The organism is Marinobacter sp. SS8-8 (assembly GCF_030540945.1).
Lineage (GTDB): Bacteria > Pseudomonadota > Gammaproteobacteria > Pseudomonadales > Oleiphilaceae > Marinobacter.
In genome coordinates this window covers 87,969-114,462 of record NZ_JASSVN010000011.1, presented here as the reverse complement: position 1 = coordinate 114,462, position 26,494 = coordinate 87,969, and the positions used below count along the sequence as shown (strand labels likewise).

Genomic DNA, 26,494 nt, shown 5'->3' with positions numbered 1-26,494 from the left:
GCCGCACCTGCCGGCCACGGGTGGGGCCGTTAGCCGCCAATCCGTCCCGTGGCCAGATCAACCGCTGCCGGCGTTAGCTGTTCCAGAGGTTGCGGGCGGAACAGGCGGTAGCCCTGGCCATAATGGATGCCGAGGGTCCTGACTTTCCGGAGGGCATCGTCGCTCTCGATAAATGTGGCCACGGTGACCTTGCCGGCGGCCTCGGCAATCCGGTGCAGGGCTTCGAGCATCACCTGCTGCACCGGATCCTCTTCCAGCTGCTGCACCATCCGCCGATCCAGCTTGATAATGTCCACGGGCAATTTCGCCGCCAGGCTGTAACTTTCCACCGAAGCGCCGGCGCCGTCCAGAGCCACCCGACAGCCCGCCCGATGCAGGGCGTCGCAAAGCACGGCCACATCGTCCGGGTATTGGGTTGCATGAGCTTCGCGAATTTCCAGGCAAAAGCAGTTGGGGGCAAACGGCGATTCGCTCACAGCCCGGGCCATAAAATCCGGGAAGGTGTCATCCAGTACACTGGCCAGCGACAGGTTAAAGCCGCAGTATTTCAGTCGGGGTTCCAGCAGCGGCTGGTTGCCTAACCAGTCCAGGGTTTGGCAAATCACCTGGCGGTCCAGGCGTTTGGCCAGATCAAAACGTTCCGCGACAGGCAGGAAGTTGTCGGGCCTGAGCATGGTCCCGCCATCCGATGTTGCCGGGATCCGGCACAGGATTTCAATATGATCGCCCCAGGTGGGGCTGGCCACCGGTCGCATGGCTTGATATTCGAGAATCAGGTGACCGCCGTCCAACGCCTCACGTATCTGCTCCACTCGTCGGCTGGCGGTTGAATCGTCGGTCTGTTGGGTGATTGCTCTGGCGGCATGGACCCGGTTTCGGCCCGAGGTTTTGGCGGTGTGGCAAAGGTCCGCGGCCTGGCTGAGCAGTTGTTCCGGATCGCCCGGTATGTCGCTGTCCATGATCAGGAGGCCGCCGGAGGCTGTGGTCTGAAGCTTGTGGCCCTGCCATTCGAAGACCAGTTCCCCGATCAGGTCCAGGGTTTCCTGGGCAATTTTCCGGGCCCGGGCCTCCGGGCAGTTCTCGATCAGCAGGGCGAAAGTGTCTCCGGCCAGTCGTGCCAGGGCGTCACGCTGATGCACCCGCACGCCGAGATTGCCGGCCAGCTCCCGCAGGTAGCGGTCACAGGTACCGCTGCCGGCCAAATCGTTGAAGCGTTCAAAGTCATCAAGATCCAGATACAGCAGGCTGTCACAGGAATTCCGGTGGGCTTTCTGTTCCAGAGTCCGGAGCATCCGGGCGATGAATTCCTTGCGGTTCATCAGGCCGGTGACCGGATCGTGCCGGATCCGGTGGTCGCCATTTGAGGCGTGGTTGATGCGGTTCCCGATGCGCCTTGCCACATGGACAGCGCCGGTCACTTCGCCAAGTTCGTTGGTCAGGCGCTGGTAGTGGAATTCATGCACTGGCAGCTCACGTGACTGTTGTGCCATAGGCATTTCAACCACGAAGCTGTCGCGCTCGAAGGCCCGATGCCAGAGGCGCTCCATCAGCCTGCGTTCATTCGGAAATTCCTGCAGAAGTTTGCTCAGGTTATCGCCGTGCCCGGGATTCACGCCAAATGTTTCCACGAACTGGCTGGCCCAGGCACCATTGAAGTGCAGCAGGTTGAACGATGTGTCCACTGCAACCACAAGATCCGGTGTGGCACGGGTGGTCGCTGCCAGCAACTGTTGCGCATTCTGGCAGGCGCATTCGCGCTGCATTTCAGCAGTATGGTCCACCAGTGTTCCGCCGAGCCTGTGAATCCCGCCCCCCTGCTTGAGTGCCTGACAATTCAGGGTAACCCGGCGCGGGTTCTGCCTGGAGGTAAGAATGTCAAGATCGAGGGAAAAGCTTTCGCCGGCCCGCATGCAGCGCCGGAACATGGCCCTGACCCGTGCCTGTCCCGTCTGGCAGCAGAACAGGGCCTGTTCCGGGGTGATCTCGCTGCCGGGCCTAAGCTCAAGGAGCCGGAACATACCCTCTGTCCAGGTCATCTCGTTGGTTCGGGTGTCGAGCTCCCAGACTCCGAAGCGGGCACTGTTCTCCGCCGAGCGCAGCAGCCGTGAGTCCCTGGTTGCACTGTCGCACGGGGTTATGGTGGCGCTGGCTGCCTTGTCGGAATCGCGCATGTCGGCGCGCAGGCTCAGACAGGCTGTGTAAAAGAACCCTTCCTTGTGCCTGAATGTCACCAGAACGCTCTGGCCACGTTCAATACGGTGTCGGTTCGCCGGCGCAAAAGGGTCGTCCTGGCGGGATGCCAGGATCCGGTGTACCGGCTGGCCCACCAGTTCATCGCTGCCGTAACCAAGGATGGCTTCGGCCTGATGATCGGCAAGCAGCACTTTGCCTTCATCGTCAATGCGCACAATCGTATAGCGCTCCGGTGTCGGGGACTGCTCCGAGCGGTAGCGGCGAATGATGAATTCTTTCACGACGGGTGAGCCTCGGGGTTCTATAGCTTTTATTTTTTTGTCGGTTTTGCCACGATGCGTCCATCATACCCATACTGACCCTGAAAAGAACCTCTCTGCGGAGGCGCCTTGACCGCCCACGTTGCCCCGATTGCCCTCGACTTTGAGGAGGGAATAGACCGCAAGACCCTCCGTCGCCTGAGAGACCGGTTCCTTCTGGTCAATCAGCAGCGCTGGAGCCGTGCCCATTCGGCATTGTCCTATCGCCAGCAGATGGTGCTGGAAATCCTGCCCCTGGTTTTCCATCTCAACCATCCGGCTTTGCCGGGGTACCTGGACAGCGATTGCCCCTATGGCCTGAACGATTACAAGCCGTCCTTTGCAACCATCAACGCGGCGCGACGACTGGCCAGGACCTTCACCCTGAAGGATGAAGGCAAGCGCAAACCGGGTCTGGACGCCATGTTTCTGATGGGCAGCCCCGGCACCCTGGGTCATTCCGTGGCGAGCGATCTTGATGTCTGGCTATGCCACCGCAACGATTTGCCCGAGCGTGGAATCCGCTGTCTCGAACGCAAGGCCGAGAAGTTGGCGCGCTGGGCAGAAGCCCTCGGTGTGGAACTTCACGTATTCGTCTTCTGTGCCTCGGACTGGCGGGCCGGCCGGCAGCGGGCCGAGGTAACGGGCGAGAACTGTGGCAGTGCCCAGCACTTCCTGTTGCTCGACGAGTTCTACCGGACCAGTATCCACCTGGCCGGTGCCTGGCCCATGTGGTGGCTTATTCCGGCCGAACAGGAAGCGAGCTACGATGACTGTATGAGAAAACTGGTGGATTGCAGGTTTGTGCGGGCTGATGACTACATTGATTTTGGCCCTGTGCCGGCGATTCCTGAGGCGGAATTCCTCGGTGCCGGAGTCTGGCAATTGTACAAGGGGATTGATGCGCCCTGGAAATCCATTCTTAAACTGCTTCTGATTGAGTGTTATGCGCGGACAGCGGGACAGGCATTATTGTCCAGCGAGTTCAAACGTGCGGTGTTCCGGGGCGAGACCGGTGCGGACAGTCTCGATCCTTATGTCATGCTTTATGACCGGCTGGAGGCCTGGCTTTCAGGGCCTGGGATGGCGTCCAGGCTGGACCTGATCCGTCGGAGCCTGTATCTGAAAGCCGGCCTGCCGCTGACCCGTTCGGAGGTGTCCTCTGAACAGTGGCGAGCCCGCCTGCTGAGACGGCTGGTTGAACGCTGGGGCTGGCCGGAGAGCACGCTGGCGGAGCTGGATGAGCGCCAGCGCTGGCGGGCTGAGGATGTCACCAGCCTGCGCCGGATGATCGTGAACGAGCTTACCCACAGCTATCGCCTGCTCTCGAAAATGGCCAGGGAACACGGCCAGCGGGCCGCCATCAGTGACAGCGATATCAACCTGTTGGGCCGTAAGCTGTACGCGGCGTTCCAGCGTAAAGCCGGCAAGATTGAACAGATCAATCCGGGCCTCGCGCCGTCGCTGGCGGAGGAGAATCTCGCCTTCCACCACCAGTCTGGGCAGGGTGGCAATGGTGAAGGCTGGTTGCTCTACCGGGACCTGGAAGATCCGGCCGATGCCTTCTGGCAGCCGGTAATTCGCCGCTCTGGCAATCTGGCCGAGTTGATGGTCTGGTGCTACTGCAATGGCCTGTTGACCCGGTCGACACGGCTGAACGTGCGTTCCGGAACCCGTATTGCCTCGGTCAGCGAGTTGCGGGAAATGCTCGATGCCCTGTCCGCGTTCCTGCCATTCCCGATTGCACCGGCCGAGCGGGAGGCCCTGTCACGGGGTGTCCGGCCCCTGAGAACTCTCCTGCTGGTGAATGTGGGCGTGGACCCCCAGGCTCACCTCACTGAAAAGGGGCTCCATAAACTCAGTTCGCGGCATGATTCACTGGGTTTCAGCGGCGGTCGGGAGAACCTGGTTATCAGCATCGATCAGATCACCTTCAACAGCTGGCACGAAGTCAGCCTGCAGCACTACGCTGCTGGCGACACGCTCATCCAGTGCCTGAAAAATGTTCTGGCATCGGTGGCGGCCAACCCATCCGAATTGCCCGGTATTGTGGTGCATTGCCATAACCGGGGGCACGGCTCCGCCATTGCCCGTCGGGTTCAGGAACTGTTTGCCGACGTTCTGAGGCCTTTCTTTGCCGGCGGCAGCGGGCCACACCCGTTGCGCTACGTGATTGAGATGGATCGCCGTTATTTCCTGCTGCAGTTTAACGGCCTGGAGCCGGGGTTCGTGGCGCTGGAAAGCTTCGAGGCGCTGATGGAGCACCTGGCGTTGCCCCAGGAGCGATACTTGCCGGTGGTGTTTGATCGCTACGCGCTGCAGGAGGAACAGGCCCTGCGGGCCGTTAGTCAGGCCAGTGAACCGGATAATATCCAGGTTTTTTTCCGGGTTCTGGGGGATCAGGCGCGGCTTTGGGTCGTTGATGAGCTCGGTTCGGTGTTCAGCTGGGACCAGGCTGTGGGCAGCCGTCGGCACTTGCTGGTGCCTGTGCTGCGCTTTCTGGACAACCTGATTGAGCGGCGGTTGCTCAGCCATACTGATGCGCCCGGGATTGTTGCCGGGGTGCAATGCTACGAAGTTGTCCGGCGCGACGGCACCTGGTGTGCCGAATACCGGCCGGAATCGGATTCGGGTGCGCCCTTGCCCGGGCTTGAGGTGCAGGCTGTCGGAATTCACGAAGGGGATAGCCGGCTGCGCTTTGATATTTTTTGTGGCGAGCAGGAATTTACCGTGCAGGAATACGGCGACCAGTTGATTCCTGCCGTAGCCCACTACATCCGTTCCCTGCGCCAGAGCGGCGAGGTTTACCCGGTGTACCTGACCGATGTCCATCTGCCTCACGATATTGACCCCAGGGTCTATCAGCAGGATATCCAGACCAGCCAGTACCTGTATTACCGGTCAGCGCTGGAGGATTCCCTCAACCGGCAGCTTGCCAGGGTGCGCTGACCTCGCCGCACGGTGCGGGTCTCAGGTATACTGCCGCCATAGTGAACTCAGGGGTAGCAGGTATGCGTGCGTGGACTCTGCCGATCATGGTGCTGTTGCTGGCGTTGGTGGTGAACGGTTGCGGCCAGAAAGGACCGCTGTACCGTGACAGCCAGGACGCTTCGAGGGCTTCCGGGACGGGCTCTGCCGGGCAACCGCAGGACCGGAAAGCAGACCGAGACTGACGCTCAGGCCTCCTGACCCCGCGCAACGAATCAGGAAACTCATGGATCATTTCAACTATCGCGACGGCGAGCTGTACGCCGAGGATGTGGCTGTCTCTGCCATCGCCGATCACTTTGGTACGCCGGCCTACGTCTACTCCCGGGCAACGCTTGAGCGTCATTACCGGGCCTATGACGATGCCCTGCGGGATCACCCGCACCTGGTGTGTTATGCCGTCAAAGCCAACAGCAATCTGGCGGTGCTCAATGTTCTGGCCCGGCTCGGTGCCGGTTTCGATATTGTCTCGGCGGGCGAGCTGGAGCGGGTACTGCGGGCCGGCGGAGACCCGGCAAAGGTGGTGTTTTCAGGCGTTGGCAAGCAGGAATGGGAAATGAAGCGCGCGCTTGAGGTGGGTGTGCGCTGTTTCAACGTTGAATCCGATACCGAGCTGGACCGGCTGAACGCTGTCGCCGGCGAGCTTGGCGCCAAGGCACCGGTTTCCCTGCGGGTGAACCCGGATGTTGACGCCGGTACCCATCCCTACATTTCCACGGGTCTGAAAGAGAACAAATTCGGAATCGACATCGCCGAAGCGCCGAACGTGTACACCCGCGCTGCGAGCCTGCCAAACCTGGAGATCAAGGGCGTGGACTGCCATATTGGCTCCCAGCTCACCACCGTCTCCCCGTTTCTGGATGCGCTGGACCGGGTGCTGGCCCTGATCGACACCCTGGCCGACCGGGGTATTCACATCCATCACCTGGATATGGGGGGCGGTCTGGGCGTTACCTACAATCAGGAGCAGCCACCGCAGCCGTCGGATTATGTCCGGGCGCTGGCGGAGCGTCTGGGTGACCGGAAGCTGGAGCTGATTCTCGAACCGGGCCGTTCCATTGCCGCCAATGCCGGCATCCTGGTGACCCGGGTCGAGTTCCTGAAGTGCACCGGGCACCGGAACTTTGCCATCATTGATACGGCCATGAACGACCTGATCCGCCCGGCCCTTTACGGTGCCTGGCAGGCGATCATTCCGGTCAGGCCGCATCAGGGCGGCGAGCAGAAAGCCTGGGATCTGGTCGGTCCGGTCTGTGAAACCGGAGACTTCCTGGGCAAGGACCGTCATCTGCGTCTCCAGGCTGGCGACCTGCTGGCGGTTCGCTCTGCTGGTGCCTACGGCTTTGTCATGAGTTCCAACTACAACACCCGCAATCGTCCCCCGGAACTGATGGTCGATGGCGAGCAGGTGCATGTGGTCCGGCGCCGCGAAACCCTTGAAGACCAGCTCGCGCCCGAGAGCTGCCTTCCGGAATGAGCGGAGGCGAGGAGATGAGTCAGCAGCGCCGGAGCCAGGGCCCCTTAATTCGGTTCACCAAGATGCACGGGCTGGGTAACGATTTCATGGTTGTGGATGCCATCAGCCAGCCGTTCCGGCTGCGCCCGGACACGATCCGGGATCTGGCCAACCGGAATTTCGGTATCGGGTTTGACCAGTTGCTGGTGGTGGAGCCGCCGGGCTTGCCCGACGTGGATTTCCGCTACCGCATCTTCAACGCGGACGGTTCCGAGGTGGAGCAGTGCGGCAATGGCGCCCGTTGTTTCGCCCGGTTTGTCCGGGATCAGCACCTGACCAATAAAAAGGTGATACGGGTCCAGACCGCCAAGGGTGTGATCGAACTTCGCGTTGGCCGGGATGGCATGGTCATGGTCAATATGGGGGTGCCCGAGCTGAACCCGCCGGCCATTCCGTTTGCCGCAGACCGTCGCAAGGACGTCTACACCGTGGATGTGGACGGCCAAACCGTCGAACTCAGCGCTGTGTCCATGGGCAATCCCCACGGCGTGCTGGTGGTGGCGGACGTAGACACAGCGCCTGTGGACACCCTGGGGCCGAAGCTGGAGCGGCACCCCCGCTTCCCGGCCCGGGCCAACATCGGCTTCCTGCAGATACTGGATCGCAGTCACGCCCGCCTCCGGGTGTTCGAACGAGGCGCCGGCGAAACCCTGGCCTGCGGCAGCGGAGCCTGTGCCGCTGTTGTCGCTGGCTGTTTGCGTGGCCTGCTGGATCATCGGGTTGAAGTGGAGTTGCGCGGCGGCAAACTGGTCATTGAATGGCAGGGTGACGGGACCCCTGTTATGATGGAAGGGCCTGCAACCAGCGTATTTGAAGGCCAGTTAAGGCTGCCGGGTGATTCTGGCAGCCGCCGCCGAAAGGGCAGTGGCCGCCCCCACAAACAACGATCCTGACAGCCAGGAGTTCACCATGACAGAACAAGCGGCCCGCCAGAAGGCCGGTGACCTCACCCGGAAAGAGGTGGCGGAGTACTTACGAGCCAACCCCGATTTCTTTGTCGACCAGGACGAGCTGCTGCGCAGTCTGACCCTGCCCCACGACAGCGGTCGCGCCATTTCCCTGGTCGAACGCCAGGTGCACCTGTTCCGCGAGCAGCGGGACACGCTGCGCAGGGAGCTGGTGGAACTGGTGTCCATTGCCCGCCACAATGATCGCCTGTTTGAAAAGAGCAAGCGCCTGTTGATGCAGGTGATTGAAGCGCGGACCCTCAACGATATGGCTTCAGCCATCGATGACAGTATCCGTGGCGATTTCGGCCTCGACGCGGCCTCGGTGCTGCTGTTTACCGAAGCCGAGCTGCCGGAGGCCTCCCAGGGGGCTCTTCATGTGGTGAGTCCGTCCGTGGCTCGAGAACGACTGGGCAGTCTGCTTGAAGGCGAACGGGCGGTGTGCGGCCAGTTCCGCGAGAGTGAACGGGAGTTCCTGTTTCCGGACCGGGAAGAGGCGATTGCTTCTGTCGCCCTGGTGCCCTTGCGTCATGATGAACTGGTGGGCGTGTTTGCCGTTGGCAGCTGTCAGCCCGGTTATTTTGACCAGAGCATGGGCTCGCTGTTTCTCAGCTACATCAGCGACACCCTGAGCCGGCTGCTGCCGCCCATGGTTCAGCGCCACACCATGGCTGCCCCGGTTACCGATATGGCGACGGAGTCGCGCTGAGGTGTCAGAGATTCCGGCGGCGTCGGATGTGCCCGATGAGCTGTGCGGGCCATTAACCGGTTTCATCCGGCATCTGGCGTCGGAGAAGCGGCATTCACCCAGAACCTGTGACAGCTATCAGCGGGACCTCCTGCGCCTTGCCCGGTGGCTGGCTGGCGGCGGGGTTCCTTCGTGGCGGCGGGTTACCAACCATGATCTTCGCCGCTATGTGGCGACTCTCAGCCGGGAAGGCCTCTCGGGCCGCAGTATTGCCCGGCACCTTTCGGCAACCCGTCGTTTTTTCCAGTTTCTGCTCAGGGAAAAGCTGGCACCCGACAACCCGGCCCTGGGCACCCGCGCGCCGAAGGGTGGCCGGCGCCTGCCCCGGGTGGCCGACGTCGACCAGCTGAGTCAGCTTCTGGACAGCCCGCCGGATGACCCCCTCGAAGTCCGTGATCTGTGTATGTTTGAGCTGATGTATTCCTCCGGATTGCGGCTGGCGGAACTGGCAAACCTGGATCTGGAAACCGTTGACCTGCGAAGTGGCGAGGTTCGGGTAGTCGGCAAGGGTGGTAAAGAGCGGCTGTTGCCAGTCGGGAAAAAAGCGGTGGAAGCGATCCGGGCCTGGCTGCCTCAGAGGGCGGGGCTGGCCCATGAGGCTGAAGGCGCCCTGTTTGTCAGCCGGCGTGGTGGGCGGCTCAGCCACCGGAGCATCCAGGCCCGGCTGAGTCGTTGGGGGATCACCAGGGGGGCTGACCAGAAACTTCATCCCCATCTTCTGCGGCATTCCTTTGCCAGCCACATGCTTGAATCCAGTGGAGACCTTCGCGCCGTTCAGGAACTGCTGGGGCACGCCGACATTGCCACAACCCAGGTCTATACTCATCTTGATTTTCAGCATTTGGCCCGGGTTTATGACCAGAGTCACCCCAGGGCCCGCCGGGATAAGTATCATGGCAGGAGCAAGGACGAAAACAGCTCAGGTCAGTGACCGTCATACCGGTCCCTTTCACTCAGTAACGGTACGGCCAGCGTAAACGGGAGTGCTTCATGGCATCCGATCTTTCCTGGAAGGAGAAATACCTTCAGGAACTCGAATCCGCAGATAACCGGGAAAAGCAATGGAAGGCGGAGCGGAATACCCTTGAGCGGATGCTGGTGCGTACCAGCCTCGCATCCGAGGGCCAGACTCCGGAGCTTGACCGCTTGCTGGTCCGCATCCGCAAGGACCTCCGGAAAAGCAGGGTGGATGTGGATGCCTGGAAGGAACTGCAGAATCAGATTGACCGCCAGGTAGCCCTGCTGGATGAACGCCAGGCCTCCGGTAACATGAAGCGTTCGTTTTTTTCGCGCAAAGAGCGGGAGCCAGAGCCAGAAAACGGGCCGGAGCCCCAACCAGAGCATGAAGTCGCCTCAGAAGCTATTAATGTACCGGGCAATGACCAGGATATTGAAGACAATGCCCAACGGCTGCGTATTGCCCGCCGGGTTGGTCAGCTGCTGGGCCAGATGCTTGCTCAGGTCTCGCTGGAATCCACCGCCGAGGCCCGGGCCCGGGCCCTTCAGCGATCCCTGCTGGCAAGTAACGACTGGAATGAGTTGCGGGAAGGCCTGAATCATGTCGCGGAACTGGTCATTGCCGCGGTTACCCGGAGCAAGCGTGAGTTTGAGGCCTTCCTCAAACGTTTGGATGAGCGACTCGAGATCCTGCGGGAACATTTCTCGGTCCAGTCCTCGGCCCAGACCGGTCGCCTTGATGCGTCAGAGCATCTTGACCGGGAGATCCGCGAGGAAATCGAGCAGGTTGGGCTGCGTTTGCAGGCCAGCGACAACCTCCAGGACCTCAAACAGTCTGTCAGTGGCCATCTGGAAAGCATTGTTCAGGCAGTTGGCCGGTTCCGCACCCTGGAGTCAGAGCGTGAGCAGGTGCTTTCCGAGCAACTGGAGGCGATGCAGGAGAAAGTGGCCGCCATGGAGGCGTATTCAGAGCAGATGCAGGAGCAGGTTCGCAAGGAGCGTCTGCGAGCCATGACCGATTTGCTCACGGAGCTGCCCAACCGGGAAGCCTGGCAGGAGCGGCTGTCTTTCGAATGCAACCGCTGGCAGCGTTACCGTCATCCACTGACCGTCGGCGTTCTCGATATCGACCTTTTCAAGCGAATCAATGACTCATACGGCCACAAGGCCGGGGACAGGGTGCTTCAGCTGGTTGCCAGGGAATTCAGGGAGCGGCTGCGTACCACCGATTTCGTGGCTCGCTTCGGGGGCGAGGAGTTTGTGGTGCTGTTTCCGGAAACCGGGCCCGCCGACGCCCGTACCGTTGTTGACAAGGTGCGGGAGTATGTCGGCAAGCTGCCATTTCATTTCCGGGGCGAGCCGGTAACCGTTACCTTTTCTGCCGGCTTGGCGGGTTTTGTTCCGGGCGACACTGAAGAATCGGTGTTTGATCGGGCCGACCGCGCCCTTTACCAGGCCAAGGACGCGGGCCGTGATCGGGTTATTATCAGTGAGGGCGCCGAGTTCTAGTGGCGCATCCGGGCATCCAGTTCATCGATAATCTCTGCCCAGTCACTGTCTTCCTCCAATCCTTCTTCCAGGAAATGAGACTGGCTCTCTGACCAGAAAGGGGCATCCTGGATCGCAACCTCGCTTGGCAGGGGAGAGTACCTGGCGACAAAATCCTCGATGCTCTCGGTATCGGAGGCAAGGCCAAGCTGCTCGAATAAAGTGCTGAGGTCGTGTTTGCTGGTGTCCATGTCCACTCGTCTCCTGTTGGCGGTCCGCCTGAATGAAATCGCCGGCGATTGCAGGTATTGTTCCCTCAAATGTAGCGGAACCCTTGAGGAATTCCAGTGAAGGTTACCCCTCCTCTTCTACTGTGCTGCCTGCTGGCACTGTTTCAATCCCCGGTATGGGCGGACCCGCCGCAAACGTCGCCGGCGCCGGTGCTCGGTCTGAAGGAACTGACCTGGCTGGCGGAGCAGGAACGCTTCCGGATAGGTCTGCGTAGTGCTGAGGTTCCACTGGCTTTTGATACGGGCGAAGGTGCTCTGGCGGGAGTCTATATCGATTATCTGGCCCGGTTATCGGAAAAGCTGGATGTGGCCATCGAGCCCGTGGTCCTTCCGTCGGAGAAAGACCGTGGCCCGGTTCAGCGCGAGTCCGAGACCGATGCCATTCTGACCACCCGGATGCCGGGCATGCCAGTGGTGCCGGGGAAACGGTTCACCGACCCGCTGATGTCCCTGACCTACGGTCTGTTTGTCAGTGCCGGCGACGCCGCCATCCGAACTCTGGCGGATCTGGAGGGCAGCCGGATTGCTGTCATCGACGGCGACCCGAATCAATACCCCATGCTCGACCGGGTGGAGGCGTTCACACCGGTTCCGGCGGCCAATGTCAGCGAAGCCGTGGGGCTGGTCCTTTCCGGCAAGTCCGATGCATTTCTGGCACCGGTGCCTGTGGTTTCAGATTACCTGCAGTCGGCAATGGTGAGCGGCATCGGTTTATCGGATTTGCTGGACGACAATCCGGTGGATGTGGTGTTGCAGGTGGACGCCGGAAATGATCGTCTTTTTCAGGTACTGAACAAGGCCGTTTCGGCGATCAGCTACAACGAGCATCGGGGGATCCGCCAGTCCTGGCTGCAATCGGGGCAGCCTGTGCTGGAGCGAACCGGGACCGAGCTATCTGCTTCCGACCATGACTGGCTTAAGCGGCACCCCGATCTCAAGGTGGCCTTTCGCTCGGACTGGCCGCCGTTTGAATATTCCCAGGATGGCCGGCCCACTGGCCTGGTTCCGGATCTGCTGACCCGCCTCGAAGAGCGATTGAACACCCGGTTCATCCGTACGGTGGTCGGGAGCCGGGTGGAGGCCGAAGACCAGCTCCGGTCCGGCGAGGTGGACATACTTCCTGGATTGTCCCGGACGCCGCGTACCGAAGACGACTTTCTGTTCACCCGGGCCTACCTGACCGTGCCCATAGTCCTTGCCATCCGGGATGACGGGCGCTTTATCGGCGATCTCCGGGAGCTTCGCAATGAACGGGTGGGAGTGGTGAACCGGCAGGCGGCCCATGACTACCTGCTGATCAACCACCCGAATCTGGACCTTTACCCCGTGACCACCGTAGAGGAAGGACTTCTGGCACTCTCCAATGGGGATCTGGACGTTATGGTTACTCACATCCCGGCGGTCAGCTACACCGTTGCCCGGCTGGGGTTGTCGAACCTCAGAATCACCAGTATCACCCCCTACCAGTACGATCTGAGACTGGCGGTCCGGAAGGACAGTCCGGAGCTGCAGCGGGTGCTGAACAAGGCTCTGGGCAGCCTCGATGCAAGCGAGACGGAGTCCATCTACAATCGCTGGATTCACCTTGATATTGAACAGGAAACCGATTACACCGTGGTGCGCCGGGTGGTGCTCATTGCCATCGTTGTTGTTCTGATTTTCTTGTACTGGAATCGGAAGCTGTCCCGGGAAGTGGATGAACGGATCCGTTCTGAAAATGCCCTTCGCCGCAGCGAGGACGAGTTGCGGGCGGCCAAGCTTGAAGCCGAGCGTCTCGCCCGGGAGGCAGAGGCCGCCAGCCTCGCGAAAAGTGAGTTCCTGGCAAACATGTCCCACGAAATACGGACACCGATGAACGCCGTGATCGGCTACAGTGATCTGCTCAGCAACACGGTGACGGATCCCCGGCAGCGAAATTATCTGGACGCCATCCGGGCTGGTAGCCGCAGTCTGTTAATGCTGATTAACGACATTCTGGATCTGTCCCGCATTGAAGCGGGGAAAATGCGTCTGGACTATTCTGCCGTGTCGGTGCGGCGACTGCTCGACGATGTTCGCCATATTTTTGATCTCCGGGCCCGCGAACAGGGCATCACCCTGGAGGTGAGTGTTGATTCCAGGATACCGGCGGCCATGATGCTGGACGAAACCCGACTGAGACAAGTTCTGTTCAACCTGGTAGGCAATGCCATCAAATTCACCCATGAGGGTGGCGTTACTGTCCGCGCCGCAGCGAAGCCTCTGAAGGTCCGGGAAAAGGGCAGCCCGGGCTCCGGAAGTCCGGAACGTCAGCTTTACAAGCTGGTGGTGACCGTCAGGGATACCGGTATTGGTATCCCTCGGGATCAGCTTGAGCGGATTTTTGATGCCTTTGAACAGCAGGAGGGCCAGAACACCCGGCGCTATGGGGGTACTGGCCTCGGCCTGGCCATCAGCCGAAAGCTGGCCCGGATGATGGGCGGAGAACTGGAAGTTGAGAGTGAATCAGGCGCCGGCTCGGTATTCACCGTGACCTTGCCTCGGGTTGAAGCGACCGTGGAACAGGCGGAAGGCGAAGGCGCCTCGAAAGAATCTGATTGGCTGCTGGCCCAGACCCTCAGCATTCAGGAACGGGGCTGGCTGAGAGAGCAGCTCGCTTCCGACTTTGGTGACGAGTGGAAAACGGTCAGGGAAAGCGGCGATCCGGAGCAGATGAAACATTTTGCCCGGCGGGTGCTGGCCTGGGGCCAGCGATTCCGGTCCCGGTCAGTGACGGGTTACGGGGAAAAACTGCTTGCCGATGTGGAGGCGTTCAACCTCGACGCCGTCAACAGCGCGCTTGAGGCCTTTCCGAAACTGCTGGGCCGAGATGACTGACCAACCCGGCAGCGATGCTACAGGCAGTCAAACTGGGAGCGGCGGTCAAAGGCGACTGATACCATGTCGTAACCGGAATCCGACAGTTGCCGGATCAGCTTGCGGTCTTTCAGCAACGCCATGCAGACCTTGTGAACACTGGCCTGGAGCTGCTCTGAGGCCAACTGACTGGAGGCCAGGCGAAAATCCACAATCAGGTATTTGCGTTCTACCGAGGCGCTGGCCGGGATATCCTCCCGCTCGACGCTTTCATAGCCGATGTAGGTTGCCTGTGCCTGTGGGAAAACCTGGCTCAACAGTACGTCCAGGTTTTCACCATGGGCAAACGGTGCCGACAATAAAAAGGTTACGGCGGCGATGCGAAGTGATTGTGTGATCGTCATTGGAGACCACTCCCTGGTGATGTTCCGTTCAGAATGTAACTGATTGTAAATTTTGGTTACCATTAATTATTGCAGAATCTGTCGCAATTTGCGTGATGTGTGAATGGATTTTTCAATTGTTTGCAGTCTGGATACAGGGGCAGCAGGCTTCGCGGACTCCCGGAGCGCCATGCGATCAACTATGATGTGAGAAAGACAGACGCCAAGAGGAAGACGCATGTTTCAGCTTGTCTTTAAAGGGGAATGCGTTCCCGGAACGGATCTGGAAGCTGCGCGCAACAATGCCCGCACCTTGTTCAAGGCTTCGCTCGAGCAGGTCGACCGTATGTTCAGCGGCCAGTCGGTGGTTATTCGCAACCGGCTGGAAGAGGTGCAGGCCGAAAAGTACCGCGCTGTGCTGAAAAAACACGGCATGGTTGCATACGTTCAGCCCATGGCCGACGCCCGGCCCGCCGCCGCCAGTCCCGCCGCCGCCAGTCCTCAGCCGAAGCCGCCGGCAGCGCCTGCCCCTGTTGCACAGAAGAGGGGTGCGGCTCCTCAAACCGAGCCTGGCGACCGTCTGCCGGTGGCGGGTGAAAAGGTAGACGACATTCTCTCTGGCTCCGGCCTGAGCCTGGCCCCGGTTGGAGAAACGCTGGCGGAGCCATCGGAGGTAGAGCCACCGATGTTCCAGCATCTGGACGAATGGAGCCTGGCGCCGGCCGGCAGTGATCTTGGCGTTGAGCGTAACCTTCCTCCGCCGGTGGTGCCGGATGTGTCCCACCTGTCGCTGGCGGACGACGACGCCTCTGACAGAAAATGATGCGACGGTGAGTTTGCGGAACCTCGGGCGAGGCAGGTCATAACACCGTGTCTGGCTTGCCGCTGGTATTGCCAATCGCGTCCAGGACCTGATGGCATTGCTGCAGGGCATAACGGTGCAGAATGCCTGCCAGACACTCCTCATCCCGGTCCTTGATGGCGCTGATGGACTCCTGCATGTGGGCGAGGTTGTCTTCCAGCACCTGATTGCCACCCTGCTGGAAGGCGACGAAGGCGCAACGCTTCGCCGATGGCCAGAGATCGTCAATGGCGGAGACAATAAAATAGTTATCGGCGTAGGCCAGCGATGCCTTGGTGTATTCGATGCCCAGTTCCAGAAAGGCCATCAGATCGTTCTTTTCGAAGCAGGCTTTCATCTGGTCATACAGAGATTCGAGCCGGGCCATATCATCCGGTTGCCAGTTGCGGACCAGCTTGCGCCCGGTGTGCGTAAGGTAAAGTTCCAGTGTCTCATAGAGGCTGCGAACGAAGTAGTCGTCCAGCGGCGTGACAAACGCGCCTTTGCGGGGAACATTACGGACCAGGTGCCGTTTCTCCAGCAACAGGAGCCCCTCTCGTATCGAGCCGTGGCTGACGTCCATCTCCCTGGCCATGGTGCCTTCGTAGATCCGTTCTCCGGACCGGAGCTGACCAAAGGCAATGAGGTTCTCTATGTGGCGGGCAACCTGCTCGGTCAATGTTTCTCTGGGTTTGAACACGTTCATGATGATCGGTCGCTACTGCATACTGGCTGATTTGTACTGGCATATTCGCACATTCCGGCATGGCGGAGCCAGTAGCCACGGAAGCTCAGAGCAGGGGCGCCAGCAGCCGGACCGCCCGGCAGCCCAGGCGGAACAGGATGGAGCGATCCTGGTAATCGCCTTCGGCCATCAGGCGTGAGCTGTCCAGATCCTCCTCCAGCATGGACTCAACGCTTCGGACAAAATGGCGCGCTGTGGTAATGGCGGTAATTTCGAAGTTGAGGCGCATGGAACGGTTGTCCATGTTGGCGGTTCCGACCGCGGCGTAGCGGTCATCCACCAGAATCACTTTCTGGTGCATGAAACCCGGCTGGTAGCGGTAGATGGCTATGCCGTTCTTGCAGGCCTGGACCAGATAGGAGTAAGCCGCTAACCCGATCAGGCGGCTGTCGGATTTTTCCGGAATAAGGATTCGTACATCCACGCCCCTCAGTGCCGCCAGCTGAAGGGCATTCATGATCTGGAAGTCCGGGACAAAATAGGGCGAGGCAATCCATAGCCGGGTGCGGGCGTTATTGATGCAGTTGAGGAAAAACAGAGTGCAGGTTTCCCAGGTGTCCGCAGGCCCGGTTGGCAACATCAGTACCTCGTCGTCGCCAGCCCGGTTCTCCACCGGGGCCCAGTCAAGGCTCGGAAAATCGCTACTGGCCCAGTTCCAGTCCTCCAGCCAGGCCAGTTGAAGACCGGTGACCGCCGGCCCCTCGACACGGCAGTGGGTGTCGCGCCAGGGTTCCTGATCCATGGCAGTGCCCAGATATTCATCCCCGAGGTTAATGCCGCCGACAAATCCGATCCTGCCGTCGCAGACCAGCAGCTTTCGATGGTTCCGGAAATTGATCTGGAGACGCCGTCTGCGAATATTGCCCTTGCCGAACGACGCGATCCGGGCCCCCGCTGCGGCGAGCTGGTGCAGATAGGTGCGTGGCAGCCAGACGCTGCCGATGTCGTCGTACAGGAACCAGACTTCCACACCCTGGGCCAGTTTGCGCTCAAGGATGGACTTGATCCGTCGCCCGACCCGGTCCGAGCGGACAATATAAAACTCAAGGAGGATATAGCGCGTAGCGTCCTCCATGGCTTCAAACAGAGCCTCGAAGGTGGCTTCCCCGTCCCGCAACAGTGTGCATCGGTTGCCGTTGGTAAACGGCTGGCGACCCAGCCTGCACAATACCTTAAGCTCTTCACTGGACCGGTCACCGGTGGGTGTCGGGATGGACGTGGTCTGTTGTTCAAACCGGTTGAGCAGATCAGTCAGGGATTCGTCGCCCAGCCGGCGGGCCTTGACGTAGCCGCCGAACCGGTATCGCCCGAACAGCACGAACATGGGTACGGCGAGATAAGGCAGGCCGAGAAGCCCAATGATCCAGGCGATAGCGCCCTGGGTGGTGCGGTAGGTCAGAAGTATGCGGTAGATGCACGCCAGCGCGCCAAGATAGATGGCGCCTAATGCGATGGCAACCAGCGACAGCTCTCCCATCATCGTTCTCCGCTAGTGTCAGCCGGCGCCTGGTCGACTGTTCCGGGTGGTGCGAGATGCCTGGCGCGGTACTCCGCCGGGGACGTGCCGGTCCAGCGCTTGAACGCCCGGCTGAACGCGCTGAGTTCGGAGAATCCGAGTAAAAAGGCAATTTCGCCGAGGGCGTAGTGGTCAGCGGCAACATAGCGCAGGGCCTTGTCCTGGCGAACCTGCTCCACCAGGCCGTGGAAGCTGAGGCCTTCTTTTTTCAGTTTCCGGTACAGGGTCTGGCGGCTTATGTGGCACTGGTGCGCCAGGGTATCGGCGTCGATTTTTTCAGTCGCCATCTGCCTTGAAATCAAACGGCGAATCCTGCGGCCGAACGAGCGGCGGGTCTGCAGCCTGGCCAGCAGCGCGTTGACCTGTTTCAGCACCGCCGAATAGACATAAGGATTGCGGCGCGGAATCGGGTGTCCCAGGTGCCGGCTGCTGAAGGCCAGCCGGGTTATGCCACAGTCAAACCGGACCGGGCCGCCAAGAAGCTTCTCGTACTCATTGGCATAAGCCGGGGCCGGATGGGCAATTTCCGCCCAATCGGCGCGGATGCCTGGATGGATGAAGTGCCGGGTCCGGGTGATGACAGCGGCCAGTGTCCGGTCCATATCCTGCCGGCAGTAGTGCTCGGCCACGTCCGGCTGCCAGCACAGAATAGCCTGGTCTCCGGTCTGTTCGAAGCTCAGGAGCACGGATTCATTGATCAGCCGGTGCAGGCGCACGTATTGGGTAACCGCTTCTCCCAGGGTGTCGCAATTGAAAAACACGTGCCCCACCAGCCCCATTCGTTCCGGGTCCACCACCTGCCCGGCATGGAGCCCGACGCCCGGGTCGCCTGTTACCCGTTCGGCATGTTCCCACAGGCGGTAATGAGCATCGGCCGGTACCCGCCGGTCCGGATCCGTGAGTTCCGACATGGCCAGACCGGTGAGTTGTTCAACACGGGACGGGTTCAGCACGCCCTGGCGTTCAAGGTAGTGCGCCAGGGCGAGGGTGCTGGACGCCGCGACCCGCGGTGCGTCTGTGGTGTCTGGCTGAGCTGATGTCACAATGTCTGGCCTGACCGTTAATGACCTGTCATGAGTGCTGATACAGAATGTCAAGTGGATGCAACCGCCTGTCAACGGGTACTCCTGTGTTTAACGATAGCATCAACTCAACGGGTTGAAGCAATGGAAAGACAATCGGGAGGTGTTTTATGGAACAGCAGATTTTCGTACCCCATACCGAGCTTGAGCGTAAAAACGTGGTTGAGCTGGCCGAGTACCTGAACAGCATCTTTTATTGCTGATCTTTCAGGCGTAACGTCTATGATCTGGATGCCGGGCTTTGCCCGGCTTTTTTTCGCCTTCAGAAAATAACCGCCAATACCGGCACTTGCTCGCGAGGCTGGCAGTGGTAATGTATTTGTTTCGAGAATGCAGAGCTATCCGGAGACTGACTGCCCATGAGTGTTGCGCTGAATCACCGCATTACCGGCGAAGGCCCGCCGCTGATCCTGTTACACGGTTTGTTCGGATCCCTGGAAAACCTTGGTGGTATCGCCCGGCGCCTTGAGGATCAATGGCAGGTCCACGCACTGGACGAGCGCAATCATGGTGGCTCTCCTCACACTGGAGCCATGGATTATCCGGCGATGGCTGAGGACGTGATTGCCTACATGGACGCCCGGGGGATCGCAAAGGCCAGTCTTCTGGGCCACTCCATGGGCGGCAAGGTAGCGATGCAGGTTGCCCTTCAGGCGCCGGAGCGGGTGGATAAACTGATCGTGGCCGATATTGCGCCAGTGAGCTACAAGCCCCACCACGACGCTATCCTGGAGGGCCTGAATGGCATCGACCTGAACGGTGTGCGCTCCCGTCAGGACGCAGACAAGCTGATGGCCGGGTTTGTTGACACCCCGGGCGTCCGGCAATTCCTGTTGAAAAACCTTGAGCGTATTCCCCGGGAACAGCAGGAAAAGGGGGGCGCCGTGTTTCGCTGGCGCCTGAATCTGCCGGTCATAGATGCCTGTTACGAGAAGCTCGCCAGGGCACCGGAGGGCGAGGGGCCGTTCACCGGCCCGGTGCTGTTTCTCAAGGGTTCGGATTCCGCCTATATCCAGGACAAGCACCGGGGCGATATCCAGCGCCTGTTCCCCCAGGCTCAGTTACGGATTATCCAGGACACGGGGCACTGGCTGCACGCCGAAAAAGCCGATACCTTCGCGGCGTTGTGCCTCCGTTTCCTCAGCGCCGATAGCTGAGCGGCACCCCGAAAACCGGCATTTTCATGCTCACCGGCCTGTCTGCTAAGGTTAGGTGATCGCTGATCCACGGAATGTACATAACAACGGGCGGGCAGAATGTATGAAATGGCTGATGGGGGGGTTGTTGGTTGTTTTCCTGCTGCTTGGCAGTTTCCTGCTGACGCCCTCACCCGTCGACAGCAAGGCCTGGAATCCTCCCGCCCCGCCGCCCCTGACAGGACCCTTGGCGCCGAACGAGCGTTTGCGGCTTGCCGATCTGTTGGCCCGGGGGCAGGTTTACGGCCCTGAAGACACCACAGTCGGCCCCGATGGTGTGCTGTACACCGGAACCCAGGACGGGTTTATCGTTCGGGTGTTCCCGGGTGGCCGGGTGGAAAACTGGCTGTCGACCGGTGGCCGGCCTTTGGGTATGGTGTTTGACCGCCAGGGCAACCTGATCGTGGCGGATGCCTGGAAAGGCCTGCTATCCATTAGCGCCGATGGTGAGATTACGGTACTGGCCAGGGAAGCCGGGGGTACCCCATTCCGGTTCACGGATGACGTCGATATTGCCGATGACGGCCGTATATACTTCACCGATGCCAGTTCCCGCTTCGAGCAGCCGGATTACCGGCTGGACCTGCTTGAGATGCGGCCCCACGGCCGATTGCTGCGCTATTCCCGGAAAACCGGCAAGGCCGAGGTTCTGCTGGGCAACCTGTACTTTGCCAATGGCGTCGCCGTATCTCCCGACGGCAATTCCGTGCTGGTTAATGAGACCTGGAAATACCGCATCCTGCGTTACTGGATCCGCGGCCCCAGGGCCGGGCAGGCGGAAGTATTTGCAGACAACCTGCCGGGTTTCCCCGACAATCTGGCGGTGGATGATAAGGGCCGCTACTGGGTCGCGTTTCCTACCCTGCGCAATTCCCAGGTGGACACCCTGCACCGGTACCCCTGGCTCAAGGATCTGGTGGCCAAGCTGCCGGACCGCCTGAAGCCGGCGCCCCAGGAGTATGGCCTGGTCATAGCTTTTGATCAAAACGGCGAGGTCATCACCAGCCTCCAGGACACTCGGGGCACGCAACTGAAGGAGATCACCTCGGTGAATCCCCACCGTGATTACCTGTACTTTGGTTCACTCCACAATGACCGCATTGGCCGGCTGGCGTTTCAGGCCATTCCGGGCTTCGGGGATAACCAGTAATGCCTCACCGGGATATTGCCTGGGTGCGGCACGAAAAGACCGGCAGGGCTGTGGGCTTGCTGAGCCCTTTTGTGCTTTACTTCTGCTAGTCTGAAACAAAGCCAAGCCTGTTTAACCTGTTGTCCGGAGATTCTCATGGAAACGACTGCTGATCAGAATGCCGAATCCAGGATGCGCCATGTGGTCTATGATCGCTTTGGTGCACGCGATGTGCTGCGGGTGGTTCAATCCGGTGTGCCGGCGCCTGCGGCGGGGCAGGTGTTGGTCCGGGTGCATGGTGCGGGGCTTAACCCCATCGATTGGAAAACCCGTAAGGGTCTGGGCTTTGCGGCCCGGCAGATCGAGAATTCCCTGCCCTGGACACCGGGATACGATGTCGCCGGCGAGGTAGTGGCTGTTGGCGATGATGTCACTACACTGGCCCGGGGCGACCGGGTGATGGGCATGGTTGGCTTTCCCGCCGGAGGTGGCGGCTACTCGGAATACGTGTTGGCGGCGGCGGATGAACTGGCTATCGTGCCGGAGGAGCTGGATCTGGTGTCCGCCGGCGCTTTGCCGCTGGCGGCGCTGACTGCCTGGCAGGCCCTGTTTGAAGTTGCCAAGCTGGACGCTGGCCAGAAAATCCTGATCCACGCGGGCGCTGGCGGCGTGGGACATTTTGCGGTGCAATTTGCACTGGAACGGGGTGCGCACGTGATTGCCACGGCCTCTGCCGGCAACCGGGATTTTCTCGCAGAACTTGGGGTCCATGAAGTAATCGATTACCGCACCACGGATATTGGCGAGGAATGCTATGGCCTGGATGTGGTGCTGGATCTGGTGGGCGGCGACGCTGGCAAGCGTTCTTTGCACACCCTCGGCGAACATGGCGTTCTGGTGACAATTCCGACGGTCACGGCCGATGAGATCATCAGCGCAGCGGAAGAGCTGGGCTTACGTGCCCACGGCATGACCGTCCGCCCGGATGTTTTTCACCTGGACGAGATTGCCGAGCTGATTGAAGATGGCGACGTGAAGGTCCACATTGACAAGGCTTTCCCGCTGGACGAGGTTGCGCAGGCCCACGAACTTCTGGAAGGCGGGCATGTGCGCGGCAAGTTGGTGTTGGACTGCCGCTGAGGCGCTCCCTCAGCCGTCCGTTGAAGGCTCTTTACTGGCGTATGGTTCCTTGCCCGCTTCTTTCCCGCCATCTTTCTCCCTGCGTTCTTTTCTTGCCTGCGGGGGCACCAGGCTGATCAGGATCCAGTCGTCATCCGGTTTCAGGTCTTCCATACTGCGAACCGGGGCGACGTGTTCCTTGCTGTCGAAGGTGAACAGTACCAGGGCCTGGTTCTGGTACTTCTTCAGGAAGTTTTCGTAGTCGAACGACTCGCTCAGCTGGGTGGTCTTTATGGTGTAGCCCTGGCTTACCAAGCTGGCCAGTTTGGCGTAGCTGACGCCGTCAAAGAGCCCCCGTGTCATCTGGATCTTTTCGGCGGTCTGGTGCCGGGCCTTCTGGTCCTGGTCACCCTCGGCAAGGCTGTATACACATTTGTTTCCAAACCAGTCAAGGAAGTGGTAGATGGCCAGGGAGTTCATGTGCTTGTAGGGGGAAATCACCAGAAGCTTGCCAATTCCAGTCAGATCCAGGTGTGTGGAGGCGTGTTCTGAAACCGGGTTGCCGAAGTAAGCCTGAAGGTTTTCCATGCGTGCCTGGCGAACGTTTTCCCAGTTGGTGTCTGCCAGGGTCACCGGGACCTCATATTTTTTCAGAGCCTTTCCTATCATCCGGGCCACCGGGTTGGCGCCGAGAATCAGGAAGCCGTATTCCGCCGGCTCAGCGACCTTCAGCAGTCGAGCCACCGGCCTTGCTGTCATGCTTTGCAGGGTGACGGTGGCAATAATCAGCATGAATGTCAGCGGCACCAGAGCGCCGGCGCTCTCATAGCCGAGCTCCTGAAGCTGGAAGGCGAACAGGGCAGAAACCGCCGCAGCAACAATGCCCCGGGGGGCAATCCAGCTGAGGAAAAGCTTCTCCCGACAGTTCAGGTTGGTGCCGATGGCCGCAAGGAAGATGCTCAGGGGGCGGGCGACCAGCATCAGTAGCGCCAGCACTACCACCAGGCCCCAGCCGAGCTCGGCGATGGCGGCAAACTCCACCCGTGCCGCCAGAATGATGAACAATGCCGAGATCAGCAGAACACTGAGGGATTCCTTGAATTCGAGGATACTGTCAATTGGCACCCGCTTCATATTGGCCATCCAGATGCCCATTACGGTCACTGTCAGCAGGCCGGACTCGTAGGCCAGTTCGTTGGAAATGGCATACACGCCGAGCATGAAGGTCAGGGTGCCGGCATTATGAAGGTATTGGGGGATCCAGTGCTTGCGCAGTACCATGCCATTGAGGTGGCCGGCTACGGCGCCAATCAGGAAGCCTACCGCCAGGGTCTTGCCGAAAATACCCAGGGAGTGCCCGAACACATTGCCCTGGCCCCAGGAAACAATGCCCTCGAACACCAGAACCGCGAGCAGGGCGCCCACGGGGTCGATAATGATGCCTTCCCAGCGCAGGATGTTGGCCAGTTTTGAATCCGGCCGCACGGATCTTAGTAAGGGGGCGATCACGGTGGGGCCGGTGACAATCGAAATGGCGCCAAAAAGCAGGGCCACGGCCCAGGAAACGTCGAGTACCCAGCGTGCTGCCAGCGTGCCGATGATGCAGGTGACCATGGAGCCCACCGGAATCAGGTTGCGGACCATCTTGCCGTGGCCGCGTATTTCCGCAAAGCGCAGGGTCAGGCTGCCTTCAAACAGAATAATGGCGACGGCCAGTGAAATAACCGGAAACAGCAGGTCGCCGAACACGGCCTCGGGTACCAGGAACCCCAGTACCGGCCCCGCGGCGATGCCGCCCGCCAGCAGGAAAACAATTGCCGGCATACGGACACGCCACGCGAGCCACTGGCAGAACAGTGAGAGAACGCCAATGCTGGCAAGAAGCAGGACAGTGCTGACAGGCATAGTGGTTTCAGGTCCGTTGAGTTATTGGTTGGCGCGCCGTGCAATGCGGTTCAGCAGCCGGGACGCTGCAAAGAATCCGAAGCTGGCAGTCACCGGGCTGGCGGCGCCAAAACCGGAGGCGCAGTCGAGCCGGACCGGGCCGTCAGTGGCGGGTTTCTGCCGGCAGACTTCCCCGTCTCCGGCAGGATACGTCAGCTGCTCGAGGGAGTATACGGCCTCAATGCCAAAGCGCCGTTTCGGGTTGCGGGAAAAACCGTATTCCCGGCGCAGCAGGTTGCGCACCTTGGCCAACAACGGATCCTGAGTGGTTTTACTCAGATCGGCCACCTGAATCTGTGTCGGGTCGACCTGTCCGCCGGCACCTCCGGCGCAGATCAGTGGAATTTTCCGGCGCTGGCAGTGGGCAATCAGGGCCGCCTTGGCCTTGACGCTGTCAATGGCATCGACCACACCGGTCATGTCGGCCATGATCAGCTCACCAACGTTCCTGGTGGTCAGGAAACCGAAGTGCGCACGGATGTCCGCCGCCGGATTGATGGCTCTGAGGCGATCAGTCATGGCATCGGTTTTGGTCCGCCCGTACTGGCCTTCGAGGGCATGGAGCTGGCGGTTGGTGTTGGAGACACAGACATCGTCCATGTCAATCAGGGTAATGGTACCAATGCCGCTTCGGGCCAGGGCCTCGGCGGCCCAGGAGCCGACACCACCGAGCCCGACTACCGTAATATGGGCGCGGCGAAAGGCCTCCAGAGCCTGGCGTCCGTACAGTCGTTCAATGCCGCCAAAGCGGAAAGCGTAATCGCTGGCGTTCATGGTGTCCCCGTGCTGGTCCTGCTGGAAGCCGGACGGAATCTAAAAAGCGCAATTGTAACCCAGTGGTGGCGCAGACAAAAAAGCGACCATGAAAAAAGCCACGCGAAGCGTGGCTTGCAAAAACTACCCAGTCCTACCGGGAGCCTGGCAGGACTGCTTCAGCGGATAAACGGGTTCAGCATCCGGGTAAACGTACCTGTCAGTCTGACTGGCGCGCTCAGCACCGACAAGGTAATGCAGTCTTCACAGCCAACCGCGACGGGTTTGTGTTCATCGTGATCGGTCAGTACGACAAAGTCCCACTGGTTGAACACGCCTTTCTGATCGGCAAAGGCGCCTTGCAGAACGATGGTCGTTTCGTCACCCCGGTGGGTGTGAGCCGGAGCCTTGCCGCCGGCCGCCAGTTTCTGCAGAACGACCTGGTCTTTCTGGCCGGGGAACCGTTCGGTAATATCCAGCACGCTGACATCGCCCAGTTGCCGTTTCCAGGGCAGGCTGCTGAGGTCTTTGCCTAGCAGCTTCTGAAGGACACCGATCCTTGGGGCTGGTGGCATCGCCGGTTGGTCATTGGGTGCGCTGTCAATCTTTGCAAGTATGCTGTCGAACATGCTTTCCGAGAGGCTCACCTTTGGCTGCTGTTCCATCACCACAGCGCCAAGACTGTCCAGGGTGTCTACCCGACTGCGGCAATGCGAGCACTGATCCAGGTGGAGCCGGATGCAAAGGGCATGGGGCTCGCTCAGGTTGCCTGCGCTGTACTCCATTAGGCTCAGGCTGTCGGGATGATGCCGTGTCATACGTTCTGGTCCTGCAAAATTACTTTCAGTTTATTCAGTGCCAGGCGTACCCGGCTTTTCACGGTGCCAAGGGGAATGTTCAACTCATCGGCCACCATCCGGTGAGACTTGTTTTCCATGTAAACCTTGGCAATCACCGTGGTCTGTTCTTCCGGAAGATGGCTCAGGGATTCGCGAATCCGCCGCTCCGACATCAAACGGTGCAGCGAGGTGACTGGCTCATTCTCGTTTTCGCCAGGGATTTGCCAGAGGTCTTCGGTTTCAACCGGCATCTCGGCACTGGTACGCTGCATCTTTCTCAACATATCAATGCGCTGGTTCCGGGCAATCGTGAAGATCCACGTGGACGCAGCCGCTTTGCGCCAGTCATAGAGGCAGGACCGCCTCCAGATAGACACGAACACTTCCTGGACCAGTTCTTCCGCGTGACTTGCCAGACCGTTGGCCATGGCGTAGTACTTGATCTGCGGGCCAAAATGCTGGAATAGCGCATGATACGCCTCGCGATCCTGGTTCTTGCCCACTTTCTGCAGCAACTGGCTCCAGGGGTCTTTGCGACCCTCGGAACTGGCTGGCTTCTGATCCAGTGTGGTCACCGGACGCTCCTTGACAGTCGCGTGATTTGAGCTTGTTCTGGTCATCATTCTATGCACTCGCCCCGGGTTTGTCAGTCTTAGGATTTACGGATCTGTCTGAGGCGCGGATCA

General features: G+C 60.2%; 22 protein-coding genes. 12 read left to right on the top strand and 10 right to left on the bottom strand.

What is annotated here, in order from left to right; translation table 11 throughout:
- Positions 1 to 29: 29 nt before the first annotated feature.
- Entirely contained in the window at positions 30 to 2,474 is a 2,445-nt protein-coding gene (locus QPL96_RS12480; RefSeq protein ID WP_303287696.1) for an EAL domain-containing protein, read from the bottom strand.
- 108 nt (positions 2,475 to 2,582) lie between these two features.
- Between QPL96_RS12480 and QPL96_RS12475 the strand changes: the two genes are divergently transcribed.
- From QPL96_RS12475 to QPL96_RS12445, 7 genes are all read left to right on the top strand, one after another.
- A complete protein-coding gene (locus QPL96_RS12475; RefSeq protein WP_303287695.1) occupies positions 2,583 to 5,441 on the top strand; it encodes a class I adenylate cyclase in 2,859 nt (952 codons plus the stop codon).
- Positions 5,442 to 5,503: 62 nt separating this feature from the next.
- Positions 5,504 to 5,665 (top strand): lipoprotein, encoded by a 162-nt coding sequence (locus QPL96_RS12470; RefSeq protein WP_303287694.1) that lies wholly within the window; start codon positions 5,504 to 5,506, stop codon positions 5,663 to 5,665.
- Between the two features lie 41 nt (positions 5,666 to 5,706).
- The gene (gene lysA / locus QPL96_RS12465) at positions 5,707 to 6,957 is read left to right on the top strand and encodes a diaminopimelate decarboxylase (RefSeq protein ID WP_303287693.1); all 1,251 of its coding nucleotides are present in this window, start codon (positions 5,707 to 5,709) and stop codon (positions 6,955 to 6,957) included.
- A 14-nt stretch (positions 6,958 to 6,971) separates the two neighbouring features.
- A complete protein-coding gene (gene dapF / locus QPL96_RS12460) occupies positions 6,972 to 7,889 on the top strand; it encodes a diaminopimelate epimerase (protein ID WP_303287692.1) in 918 nt (305 codons plus the stop codon).
- A gap of 16 nt (positions 7,890 to 7,905) precedes the next feature.
- Complete coding sequence (locus QPL96_RS12455) at positions 7,906 to 8,652, top strand: DUF484 family protein (RefSeq protein WP_303287691.1); 747 nt, start codon at positions 7,906 to 7,908, stop codon at positions 8,650 to 8,652.
- 28 nt (positions 8,653 to 8,680) lie between these two features.
- On the top strand, positions 8,681 to 9,622 hold the full coding sequence (xerC, locus tag QPL96_RS12450; protein WP_303287738.1) for a tyrosine recombinase XerC: 942 nt from the start codon (positions 8,681 to 8,683) through the stop codon (positions 9,620 to 9,622).
- A gap of 59 nt (positions 9,623 to 9,681) precedes the next feature.
- Entirely contained in the window at positions 9,682 to 11,157 is a 1,476-nt protein-coding gene (locus tag QPL96_RS12445) for a GGDEF domain-containing protein (protein WP_303287690.1), read from the top strand.
- On the opposite strand, the gene QPL96_RS12440 is transcribed toward QPL96_RS12445, so the two are convergent.
- Positions 11,154 to 11,387 (bottom strand): DUF2789 domain-containing protein, encoded by a 234-nt coding sequence (locus QPL96_RS12440; protein ID WP_303287689.1) that lies wholly within the window; start codon positions 11,385 to 11,387, stop codon positions 11,154 to 11,156. The two genes, QPL96_RS12445 and QPL96_RS12440, sit on opposite strands and share 4 nt — an antisense overlap.
- Positions 11,388 to 11,483: 96 nt before the next feature.
- On the opposite strand from QPL96_RS12440, the gene QPL96_RS12435 reads away from it, so the two are divergent.
- Positions 11,484 to 14,282: a transporter substrate-binding domain-containing protein gene (locus QPL96_RS12435; RefSeq protein ID WP_303287688.1), complete on the top strand. Its 2,799-nt coding sequence runs from the start codon at positions 11,484 to 11,486 to the stop codon at positions 14,280 to 14,282.
- 17 nt (positions 14,283 to 14,299) lie between these two features.
- Here the strand turns inward: QPL96_RS12435 and QPL96_RS12430 are convergent, their stop codons facing one another.
- A complete protein-coding gene (locus QPL96_RS12430) occupies positions 14,300 to 14,665 on the bottom strand; it encodes a hypothetical protein (protein ID WP_303287687.1) in 366 nt (121 codons plus the stop codon).
- A gap of 217 nt (positions 14,666 to 14,882) precedes the next feature.
- Here QPL96_RS12430 and QPL96_RS12425 point away from each other — a divergent pair, with 217 nt between their 5' ends.
- Positions 14,883 to 15,467: a hypothetical protein gene (locus tag QPL96_RS12425; protein ID WP_303287686.1), complete on the top strand. Its 585-nt coding sequence runs from the start codon at positions 14,883 to 14,885 to the stop codon at positions 15,465 to 15,467.
- A gap of 37 nt (positions 15,468 to 15,504) precedes the next feature.
- Here the strand turns inward: QPL96_RS12425 and QPL96_RS12420 are convergent, their stop codons facing one another.
- From QPL96_RS12420 to QPL96_RS12410, 3 genes are all read right to left on the bottom strand, one after another.
- Complete coding sequence (locus tag QPL96_RS12420; protein WP_303287685.1) at positions 15,505 to 16,191, bottom strand: GntR family transcriptional regulator; 687 nt, start codon at positions 16,189 to 16,191, stop codon at positions 15,505 to 15,507.
- 85 nt (positions 16,192 to 16,276) lie between these two features.
- Positions 16,277 to 17,707, bottom strand: a complete 1,431-nt coding sequence (cls, locus tag QPL96_RS12415; RefSeq protein WP_303287737.1) for a cardiolipin synthase — start codon at positions 17,705 to 17,707, stop codon at positions 16,277 to 16,279.
- Positions 17,707 to 18,789 carry an AraC family transcriptional regulator gene (locus QPL96_RS12410; protein WP_303287684.1) on the bottom strand — a complete coding sequence of 361 codons (1,083 nt, stop codon included), beginning with the start codon at positions 18,787 to 18,789 and terminating at the stop codon, positions 17,707 to 17,709. The genes cls and QPL96_RS12410 overlap by 1 nt, the downstream gene beginning before the upstream one ends.
- 398 nt (positions 18,790 to 19,187) lie before the next feature.
- Here QPL96_RS12410 and QPL96_RS12405 point away from each other — a divergent pair, with 398 nt between their 5' ends.
- The 3 genes from QPL96_RS12405 (at position 19,188) to QPL96_RS12395 (ending at position 22,293) form a co-directional block, all read left to right on the top strand.
- Complete coding sequence (locus QPL96_RS12405; protein WP_303287683.1) at positions 19,188 to 19,985, top strand: alpha/beta fold hydrolase; 798 nt, start codon at positions 19,188 to 19,190, stop codon at positions 19,983 to 19,985.
- A 103-nt stretch (positions 19,986 to 20,088) separates the two neighbouring features.
- On the top strand, positions 20,089 to 21,174 hold the full coding sequence (locus QPL96_RS12400; protein ID WP_303287682.1) for an SMP-30/gluconolactonase/LRE family protein: 1,086 nt from the start codon (positions 20,089 to 20,091) through the stop codon (positions 21,172 to 21,174).
- A gap of 135 nt (positions 21,175 to 21,309) precedes the next feature.
- A complete protein-coding gene (locus QPL96_RS12395; protein ID WP_303287681.1) occupies positions 21,310 to 22,293 on the top strand; it encodes an NADP-dependent oxidoreductase in 984 nt (327 codons plus the stop codon).
- Between the two features lie 9 nt (positions 22,294 to 22,302).
- Here the strand turns inward: QPL96_RS12395 and QPL96_RS12390 are convergent, their stop codons facing one another.
- The 4 genes from QPL96_RS12390 to QPL96_RS12375 form a co-directional block, all read right to left on the bottom strand.
- A complete protein-coding gene (locus QPL96_RS12390) occupies positions 22,303 to 24,177 on the bottom strand; it encodes a sodium:proton antiporter (RefSeq protein WP_303287680.1) in 1,875 nt (624 codons plus the stop codon).
- Positions 24,178 to 24,198: 21 nt separating this feature from the next.
- On the bottom strand, positions 24,199 to 24,990 hold the full coding sequence (gene tcdA / locus QPL96_RS12385) for a tRNA cyclic N6-threonylcarbamoyladenosine(37) synthase TcdA (protein WP_303287679.1): 792 nt from the start codon (positions 24,988 to 24,990) through the stop codon (positions 24,199 to 24,201).
- 158 nt (positions 24,991 to 25,148) lie between these two features.
- Positions 25,149 to 25,787: a ChrR family anti-sigma-E factor gene (locus tag QPL96_RS12380; protein ID WP_303287678.1), complete on the bottom strand. Its 639-nt coding sequence runs from the start codon at positions 25,785 to 25,787 to the stop codon at positions 25,149 to 25,151.
- Complete coding sequence (locus QPL96_RS12375) at positions 25,784 to 26,383, bottom strand: sigma-70 family RNA polymerase sigma factor (RefSeq protein WP_303287677.1); 600 nt, start codon at positions 26,381 to 26,383, stop codon at positions 25,784 to 25,786. The genes QPL96_RS12380 and QPL96_RS12375 overlap by 4 nt, the downstream gene beginning before the upstream one ends.
- Positions 26,384 to 26,494: the final 111 nt, after the last annotated feature.